General features: G+C 62.2%; 5 protein-coding genes. 1 reads left to right on the top strand and 4 read right to left on the bottom strand.

Annotated elements, in window-relative coordinates; translation table 11 throughout:
- Nucleotides 1–310: 310 nt before the first annotated feature.
- Nucleotides 311–1,690 (bottom strand): tetratricopeptide repeat protein, encoded by a 1,380-nt coding sequence (locus KEC16_RS17485; RefSeq protein ID WP_249209291.1) that lies wholly within the window; start codon nucleotides 1,688–1,690, stop codon nucleotides 311–313.
- A 148-nt stretch (nucleotides 1,691–1,838) separates the two neighbouring features.
- Between KEC16_RS17485 and KEC16_RS17480 the strand changes: the two genes are divergently transcribed.
- Complete coding sequence (locus tag KEC16_RS17480) at nucleotides 1,839–3,350, top strand: CYTH and CHAD domain-containing protein (RefSeq protein ID WP_211551320.1); 1,512 nt, start codon at nucleotides 1,839–1,841, stop codon at nucleotides 3,348–3,350.
- Between the two features lie 23 nt (nucleotides 3,351–3,373).
- On the opposite strand, the gene KEC16_RS17475 is transcribed toward KEC16_RS17480, so the two are convergent.
- The 3 genes from KEC16_RS17475 to KEC16_RS17465 all read right to left on the bottom strand — a co-directional run bounded on the left by KEC16_RS17475 (nucleotide 3,374) and on the right by KEC16_RS17465 (nucleotide 8,160).
- Nucleotides 3,374–3,763 carry an RrF2 family transcriptional regulator gene (locus KEC16_RS17475; protein WP_211551318.1) on the bottom strand — a complete coding sequence of 130 codons (390 nt, stop codon included), beginning with the start codon at nucleotides 3,761–3,763 and terminating at the stop codon, nucleotides 3,374–3,376.
- Nucleotides 3,764–3,782: 19 nt separating this feature from the next.
- On the bottom strand, nucleotides 3,783–6,365 hold the full coding sequence (locus KEC16_RS17470) for a response regulator (RefSeq protein WP_249209295.1): 2,583 nt from the start codon (nucleotides 6,363–6,365) through the stop codon (nucleotides 3,783–3,785).
- A gap of 76 nt (nucleotides 6,366–6,441) precedes the next feature.
- Nucleotides 6,442–8,160: a putative bifunctional diguanylate cyclase/phosphodiesterase gene (locus KEC16_RS17465; RefSeq protein WP_211551314.1), complete on the bottom strand. Its 1,719-nt coding sequence runs from the start codon at nucleotides 8,158–8,160 to the stop codon at nucleotides 6,442–6,444.
- Nucleotides 8,161–8,350: the final 190 nt, after the last annotated feature.

The raw sequence follows: 8,350 nt of genomic DNA, 5'->3' as shown, positions 1-8,350 counted from the left end.
CGCGAAGCCATTGCTCCCCTCCGCGCCCCCCGCCCTCAAGATCGCTCCGTCCAGCGGGGAGGCCGGTTTGTACGCCCGGCCAGATCGTCCGTCAACCTCTATTTTACCGTCTTGTGACGGCACTTTCGAGTGCGGACGAAATTTGAGGATACCCCTGTCCCAGGACGTTGGCAAGAGGGTGGGTGACGGTAGCGCCTGATTTTCCAGCCACCAAGAATCACGAACACCCTATGGAAAATAATGCCACCGATGACCGCAAACGGAGCCGGACCTGAGGCCCTGGCGATCTGCCATCACGCCGCCCCAAACATCACATGCCGGCGGCATCGCAGGACTGGCGATGCAGTTTCAGCGTCTTGCACAGCTTGGTCGCCGCCGTCTTCGAGGCCAACGGACCAGCCAGCACCCGCCACTTGCTACCATCGGCAGTGCTGCGGAAGCTGCCCTCGTATTTGCCCAATTCCTCGGGGAACTTGCGCTTGATGCCCTCCCACAAGGTTCGCGCCTCGTCCTCGCTGGTGGCCGAGGCCAAGGCCACGCCCCACTTGCCATTTGCCGGCTTGCTGGCCGTGGCGGCACTCTTTGGCGCCACCGGCTCGCTGCCGCCAGGCCGCAGACCGGTAACGCTGCCCTCAACCCGCTGCGTCCCCATCTGGGTCGTGTAGCGTTGGTCGATCGCCGTCTTTTCCTTTTTGGCCTCGTCGGTGGAAATCAGCCCCGCCGCCAGCAGACGTTCGACCCGGCCGACAGCTTGTCCGGCCTCTAACAGGTCGCGGGGCGGCAACGGCGCCACTTCGGTTCGCCGGGGCTTGTCCGGCAACAAGGCATCGAGGATCGCGGTGCGTTCCGCCGCATGCTCGGCCGGCGAGATCGCCCGCCCTTCCAGGCTTTGCGCCAAAGCCCGCAACCGCGCCGACAAGGCGGTATCGGCCGGAACCGGCCGCTCCAACCCGGTCGAGGGAGCCTGACCACTATATGGCAGCAAGGCACCGGTGTTGGCGTTGCGACGGGCACGATACTCGTCGGGGGTGATCAGGCCGTCATCCAACAGCCGCTTGAGAATGCGGAACCGACTGATCGCATTGACTTCGGCCGATGAATTCATACCGTTGGCGGCATCGGCGCCAATGGGACGCAAAGCCCCCACCCCGGCCTGAGGACGATCCGCACTGACCAGCGGGGCCGGATCGCCAAACGGCAAAGCCGGCGCCCCGATTGCCGAAGCGCCGGGAGCACGACCGGATTCCGCCGCCGAACGCGGGACGTAACGGCCACTCATCTTGTCGATGGCAGCCATGTTGGCGCGGGCGATATCGACGATCGAACGCGGCATCGCCACCCCACCATCCCCCGGCGTCATGATCGAGCCCGGCACATTGGTGGTGATGATCACTTCGTAATATTGCCGCGCCAAGTCATAGCGCCCCAGTCCCTGATAAGCCAGACCGGCAACCAGCAAGGCCAGCGGATCGCGTGGGTTATAGCGGAGCGCGGTCAGGGCGTAACGCTCGGCGGTGCTGTAATCGCCACGGGTCAGCGCGCTCATGGCCCGGTCGGAAGCGTCGCTGTTGATGACGCCCTCGACCGTATTCTGCGTACCGCCCGGATCGATCAAGGCCTGACAGCCAGCCAGCGCCGACAGCACCAAGACCATGGCAGCGCCGCGTCGCAGACGAGAAAGGGTGCTCATCCATTTCCCCCATGAACCAGCGACCGCGTGGGAACAGTGCGGCCGCGCTGAGATTCTTACTCAACAATGACGGTAAGGCGTTCACACTTCCTTAATCGCCGTGTTTCGTCCGCGATGCTATATAAGACAGGACCATAAGGGAGCCATCATGGACAGCACCGAGACCGAGCTGAAACTGGCCGTCGATGCCGCCCTGCTGGATCGCATTCCCCGCCTGCCGGCCATCGCCCGCAACAAGACCGGGCGGGCGAAGACACAGCAGCTTTGCTCGACCTATTACGACACCCCGGAAATGGAACTGCAAAAAGCCGGCATCACCTTACGGCTGCGTCAAGGCGGCGGTCTTTGGCTGCAAACGGTCAAGAATAGCGGCGACCGCACGGCCGGCTTATTCGAGCGGCGGGAATGGGAAATCGACGTTCCCTTGGGACAAATCCATCTGCCGCATCTGCTGGCCACCGGCTTGTCCCCGTTTCGCCAACAAGGATTACCCGAACGCCTGCGCCCGGTGTTCACCACCGAAATCCGCCGGACCCTTCATATCCTCGCCACCCCCGATTGGGAAATCGAACTGGCCCTTGATCGAGGAGAGATTATCGCCGGCACACAGCGCAGCGCCGTGAGCGAAATCGAAATGGAATTGCGGCGCGGGCCATCCCTCGCCTTGTTTGACATGGCCCAAGCCATCGCCGCCGCCTTGCCCTGTCGGCTGCAAAGCCAAAGCAAATCGGATCGCGGCTTTGGCTTGGCCGGCAACGGCGAACTCAAACCGGTGAAGGCCGCGCCGCTGGCCTTGACCGCAGACATGAAAGTGGCCAGCGCCTTTCAGGTCATCGCGCGGAATTGTCTGCACCACCTGCTGGCCAACGAAGCGGCCCTGCGCGGAAACCACGCCGCCGAGGCCGTGCATCAGGCCCGCGTAGCCTTGCGACGGCTGCGATCGGCCATCAAGGTCTTCAAGCCTTTGCTGGCCGGGCCGCAACTGCCCCCACTCAGGCAAGAATTACGCTGGTTGCTCGCCCATCTGGGGCCGGCCCGCGACGGTGACGTCTTTTTGGCCGAGATCCTTAAGCCGGTCCTGTGTCGCCATCCCGATGCCCCTGCCCTGCCCCAGCTCTATGGGGAATGGCAGGAACAGCGGGATCGTGATTTCGCCGCCGCCGTGGCCGCCGTCGATGACAACCGTTTCACTTTGCTGTTGTTACGCCTGGGACATTGGGTGACCGCCGCCGAATGGCATGCCCCGGCCTTGGCCGATACCCGCTTGGACGATTTCGCCCGCCGCGTGCTGAAACGAACGCATCACCGTTTGATCAAGGCTGGCGGCAACAACCTGGCCCACCTGCCGACCGAGGAATTGCACCAGGTCCGCATCATCGGCAAACAGATGCGCTATGCTGGCGAATTCTTCGCCAGCCTGTATCCGCGCAGCGCCAGCAAGCCGTTTCTTAATCTGCTGGCTGATTTGCAGGAAAATCTGGGCGGGCTGAACGATCTGGCGGTGGCGGGGCCACGCCTCGCCCGTTCCCATCACCGTGGCGATTGGGCCTGGGCCGCCGGGCTGATCTGTGGCTGGCACGAAACCCGCCGCCCCGGATTGCTGCGCCAAGCGCAGGCAACCTGGAAGCTGTTGCGCAAAGCCACCCCATTCTGGCGTTAAGGTTTCGCCGCACGATCTTCGCGTCAGGACTGAATGTCGGCGAGCGTCTTGCCGTCGAACACGCCGAGAAAAGCGTCGCGGGCGGTTTCAATGACGCAGCGGAGCTTGCAACCGGCAATGGGACAAGTGTCACCAGCTTCGTGGCAGGGAACCAGATTAAGATTTTCCGATTGCCGTAACAATGCGCCCAGATTGATCTCGGACGGCTCGCGCGCCAGCATCAGCCCGCCGTTTTTTCCCCGCACGGTGCTGATATGGCCCAATTCGGATAGGCGGCGGACAATCTTTTTCAGATGTTCGGACGAGATGGAATAAAAATCAGAGACTTCGCGAACGGTAGAAACCCTATCCCGGTGCATGGCCAAATAGATCAGCAACCGTAAAGAGTAATCTGTGAACTGGGTTATTTTCATGATGAGCCAACGTCAGGTTTCACTGATATTGGCGCAGTTGACTGACCCGTTCAACTGCCGCAACCACTTGTGCCGAAATTTCTTGCTGCGACGCAGCAGGGATGTCTTGTTCCAGCTGCGACAGCAGATCGAACAACAGGTTTTCACCGAACATGCCGCATTTGCCGCGCATGGCGTGGACATGGTCGATCAAGACGAACCGATCGCCAGCCTGCAATTCCTGCAAAAGCACCGCGTCCTTGTCCATTTCCGCCAAAAACGCCGGCATCAGGCCTTCCAGTCCGGAAGGCGGCGAGGGCGGCGGCGGCAAGCTGGTCGCCGGCAACAAGGCGGACAGACTGGCGACCAAGGCATCGGGACCAATGGGCTTGGCCAGGAAGATGGTGAAACCTGCCGCCTCGGCCTGCTGACGGTCAGCGGCGGCGGCGCCGGCCGACAGCGCCACCAGCGGCGGCGCCTTGTTCCCGGTTTCGTGGGCCCACTGCCGGATGGCGCGCGCGGCGGCGAAACCATCCATCACCGGCATGCGCAAATCCAGAACGATCAAATCGTAACGCCCGGCTTCCACCATGGCCACCGCCTGACGACCGTCGGCCGCTTCATCGACGCTCCAGCCGGTGGTCGAAAGGAAGCCGCGAAGCACCAATCGGTTCAATTCCACATCATCGGCCAGCAACACCCGCACATGCCGGGGCTGGTCCTGCCGTCGAGGTTCAGGCGGCAGCGCCTCGGACAGCGGTAAACGCAGCCAGGCTTCCACATGATTGTCCTGACGGCGGATGGACAATTCGCCGCCCATGGCTTCAACCAGATTGCGACAAAGCGCCTGACCGATATCGCTGTCGCCGGCGCTTTCCACATCGTCCCGCGCCGGACCGGACAGGGTGACCACCAGATGTGGCAAGGGGGCCGACACCCCCAAGAGCAGATCGCCGCTGGCCGTGCCCAAGCGGTCAAGCAAGGTGCGCAGAACCTGCAACACCGCCCCCTCATCGGCCATCATTCCGGCCGGCAGATCGGCGGCGCAATGCATGGCGAAGCCTTGGCCGCGATCACCGGCCTGACCGCGCACCAGCGCCGCCATTTCCTCGGTCAGTTCATCCAACCGCAAGGGCTGTGGTTCCAACCGCACGCGGCCGGTCTCCATGCCGGCCAATTCCAAGATGTTGCCGATCAGCCGACTTAACTGCTCGGCCGTGCGGCGCAACAGGCGAACATATTTGCGTTGCTGATCGTCCAATTGGGTTTGCGCCAGCAATTCGGTCAGACCGGCCCAGCCATGGAGCGGAGTGCGGATTTCATGGCTCATCACCGCCAGGAATTCGGATTTGGCCTTGGAAGCCCGCTCGGCGACCTCAAGCGCTTCGGCAAGCGAGGCGGTGCGGGCCGCGACCAAGCCTTCCAGATCGTGGTTGAGCGTCGCCAACCGCTCGGACGCCGACCGCTCGGCGTGGAACATCCGCAACGCCAGCGCGGCAAAATAACACGAGGCGAAGGCGGCAAAGCCCACCGACACCAGATCGGTGCTGTTGATGATGCGGGCGTAGTGCAAAATATCATTGGCTAAGGCCACCGACAGCACCAGCGAGCCGGCCATCAGCCAACTGGCCCCCAATCGGCGACGGATGATGGCCCACGCCGACAGCCCCACCCCGACCACCGGCGCCGCCAGATTAAGCAGCATGAACAGGTCATGAAAACCGCTATAAAAAGCCGATGGGGTGAACAGCGCCACCGCCACCATCACCGCCGACAGGCCATAGCCCCCCCAAGCCAAGGAGCGCGGCGCCTCGTCGGGCAGCAATTCGCGCAGAAAAACAAAATAGATCCCGGGAAACACGAACAACGTGGCATAGGCCACCGGCAAGGACCACAAATCGGCCCGCATCTCGTGACCGATCAACACGTAAAGCTGGGCGGCGGCGAAGGTGCGGGCCGCCACCAGCGCGGTGAACAAGGCAAAGACCAAAAAGGCGGCGGAACGCTTGCCCCCGGCGTAGAAGGCCAGCGCCATCAAGGTGATCATCAGCAAAGCGCCGAATGCCGCCAGCGGCAGCGCCGTCAGCCGTTCGGCCTCTAACGCCAGAACCTCGGCCTGACCGATGCGGACGGCACGAGTGATCCCGCCTTCGGAATGGTGATGATTGGAAATCTCGAAGACCAGATCGACGAACGGCCGCCCCAGCGGCAACGGCACCAGCACCCGCTCCAGCACCGGGACTTCCGATCCGGCATCCAGCCCCAACTCGCCGAGCGAGCGGACCAGAACCCCATCCACATGCAACCGCCAAGCACTGTTGATGTCGGGAATGGCCAGGGCCAGCGGCGGCGCGCTTTCCGGCAACAGCACCCGCAGAACCATCACCGCGTTGCCGGTCCCCGGATAGGCGTCATTCCACGAACCGGGCTGCTGAAGATAGGAATCCACCGTCCAGGCGAAAGCCCGCGACGAATCCGAGCCCAAGACAATGCCCCAGTCGCCGGCCAGATCAACCGAGCCGATGCGGGCGAAATCAGTGCCGCGAAGATCGATGACGCCATGTTCGGCCACCGGGGTGGCGGCTCTGGAAAGTCCAGGCACCACGACGGCCAGCAGTACCATCAATCGGAACAAAATCCCGCGCATCTGAATTTGTCGCAGGCCTCGGCCTCCACGTCATCAGGTGAAGACCTTATTCTTACGGTTGCAAGGCGCGCGACTGTAAGACGAATTCGCGAAACCGCTCCGCCGCCAAGGGCGGCGAGAAGCGATAGCCCTGGGCCAGATCACAGCCGCGTTCGGCTAGGAACATCTGCTGTTCGAAGGTTTCCACCCCCTCCCCCACCACCTTCATGCCGAGGGAATGGCCCAAGGCGATGATCGCTTCGATCAGCCGGGCGTCTTCCGAATTAGCCAACGCCTCGGCGACGAACGAACGGTCGATTTTCAAGACATCGACGGGAAAATGCTTGAGATAAGACAGGGAAGCATAGCCGGTGCCAAAATCATCGACGGCGATGGTGGCGCCAAGGTCGCGGACCCGTTCCAGTTTCCGCACCACCTCTGCCCCCGCCCCCAGGATCAGGCTTTCGGTGATCTCCACCGTCACCAGCGATGCCGACAATCCGGTTTCATCCAAGGCCCGGCGCAAGGTTTCGGCGATATCGGTCTGCTGCACCTGCCGGGGCGAAACATTAATGGCGATGCGCAACGGCCCAACCCCACAGCCCTGCCACGCCATCGCCTCGCGACACGCGGCCAATGTCAGCCATTCGCCGATGGGCAAGATCATGCCCATTTCCTCCGCCAGCGGGACGAATTGTTCGGGGTTGATGGCGCCGATATAACGATTTTGCCATCGCAGCAGCGCCTCGGCGCCGGCAACGACGCCACTGGCCATATCAATCACCGGCTGATAGACCAGCGAGAATTCGTCGTGTTCAAGCGCGTCCGACAATTCCCCGGCCAGCCGCGACCGAGCCTGAGCGCGGGCATCCATGGTCGGGGTGAAAAAGCGGAACGTCCCGCGCCCGGCCAATTTGGCCTGTTGCAAGGCACTGGACGAATTGCGCATCAGCGTTTCCACGTCCTCGCCGTCGCCGGGCCACAGGCTGATGCCGATGGAACACGACAGCAAAATCTGATGGGCTTCGATCAGCAGCGGTTCTTGCAGCGATTCCAGCAAGGTGCGGACAATGGCCTCGACCTCGTCTTCCTTGCCGATATTGGTCAAGACGGCAATGAATTCGTCGCCGCCGAAACGCCCCAGCGTATCCCCCTTGCGCAAAGCCAAGCCGAAACGGTGGGCGCATTCGCGCAACACCATGTCCCCCACGGTCATGCCCAAGGTGTCGTTGATGGTCTTGAAGCCATCAAGGCCGATGAACAACACCGCGGCACGGCAATGTTCGCGCCCGGCCAGAACCAGGGCCTGGAGCAGGCGGTCCAGCAGCAAACCGCGATTGGGCAATTCGGTCAAGGTGTCGTAATTGCTGTGGCGCCACAGCTTTTCCGCATTATCGCGAGCCTCGCTGATATCGCGGAACATCAGAACATAGCGATTGGCGCCGCCGCGCACGTCATGTTCACAGGCAATGGAAAGTCCCTGGCGATAGGCCTCGCCACTCTTGCGCCGGCTCCAGGCCTCGCCTTCCCAGGCGGTGCCGCGGCGCAGTTCCTCGGCCACGTCGTCAAGAAAACGCCCATCCCCCAAGGTGGCGTACATCAACCCGGCATGACGCCCGGAAACTTCGTCCCCGTGATAGCCGGTAATGGCGGTGAAAGCAGGGTTGGCCACCAGGACGCGCCAATCATGATCACAAACCACCACGGCCTCGGCCGCCATGTCAAAAGCCGCCCGGAACAGCCGCAACTCGGCATTTTCCCGTTCGAGTTCAAGCAGACGCTGCGCTTCCAATGATTCCCCTGCCCCTTCCGATATGCACGATAATTAAGACCACTCCACCACTTTCAGGCAAGTCCAGAATGGATTATTCACGACCGCGTCGATGACGATGAGATGGATTGCCTGTTTTTTGAACATACGTGTCATGTGCATCAAATAGCGGCACAACCCTTGCCGCAGAAATCGAACGCTGTCATTGTAC

Source organism: Magnetospirillum sulfuroxidans (assembly GCF_018224925.1).
Taxonomy (GTDB): Bacteria; Pseudomonadota; Alphaproteobacteria; order Rhodospirillales; family Magnetospirillaceae; genus Magnetospirillum; species Magnetospirillum sulfuroxidans.
The sequence above is the reverse complement of the archived record's forward strand: the minus strand, read 5'-3'. Positions and strand labels throughout refer to the sequence as shown.

Excerpts from the sequence above, each read along its gene's own strand:
- KEC16_RS17485 (WP_249209291.1), bottom strand. The coding sequence starts at position 1,690 with ATGAGCACCCTTTCTCGTCTGCGACGCGGCGCTGCCATGGTCTTGGTG.
- KEC16_RS17480 (WP_211551320.1), top strand. The coding sequence starts at position 1,839 with ATGGACAGCACCGAGACCGAGCTGAAACTGGCCGTCGATGCCGCCCTG.
- KEC16_RS17475 (WP_211551318.1), bottom strand. The coding sequence starts at position 3,763 with ATGAAAATAACCCAGTTCACAGATTACTCTTTACGGTTGCTGATCTAT.
- KEC16_RS17470 (WP_249209295.1), bottom strand. The coding sequence starts at position 6,365 with ATGGTACTGCTGGCCGTCGTGGTGCCTGGACTTTCCAGAGCCGCCACC.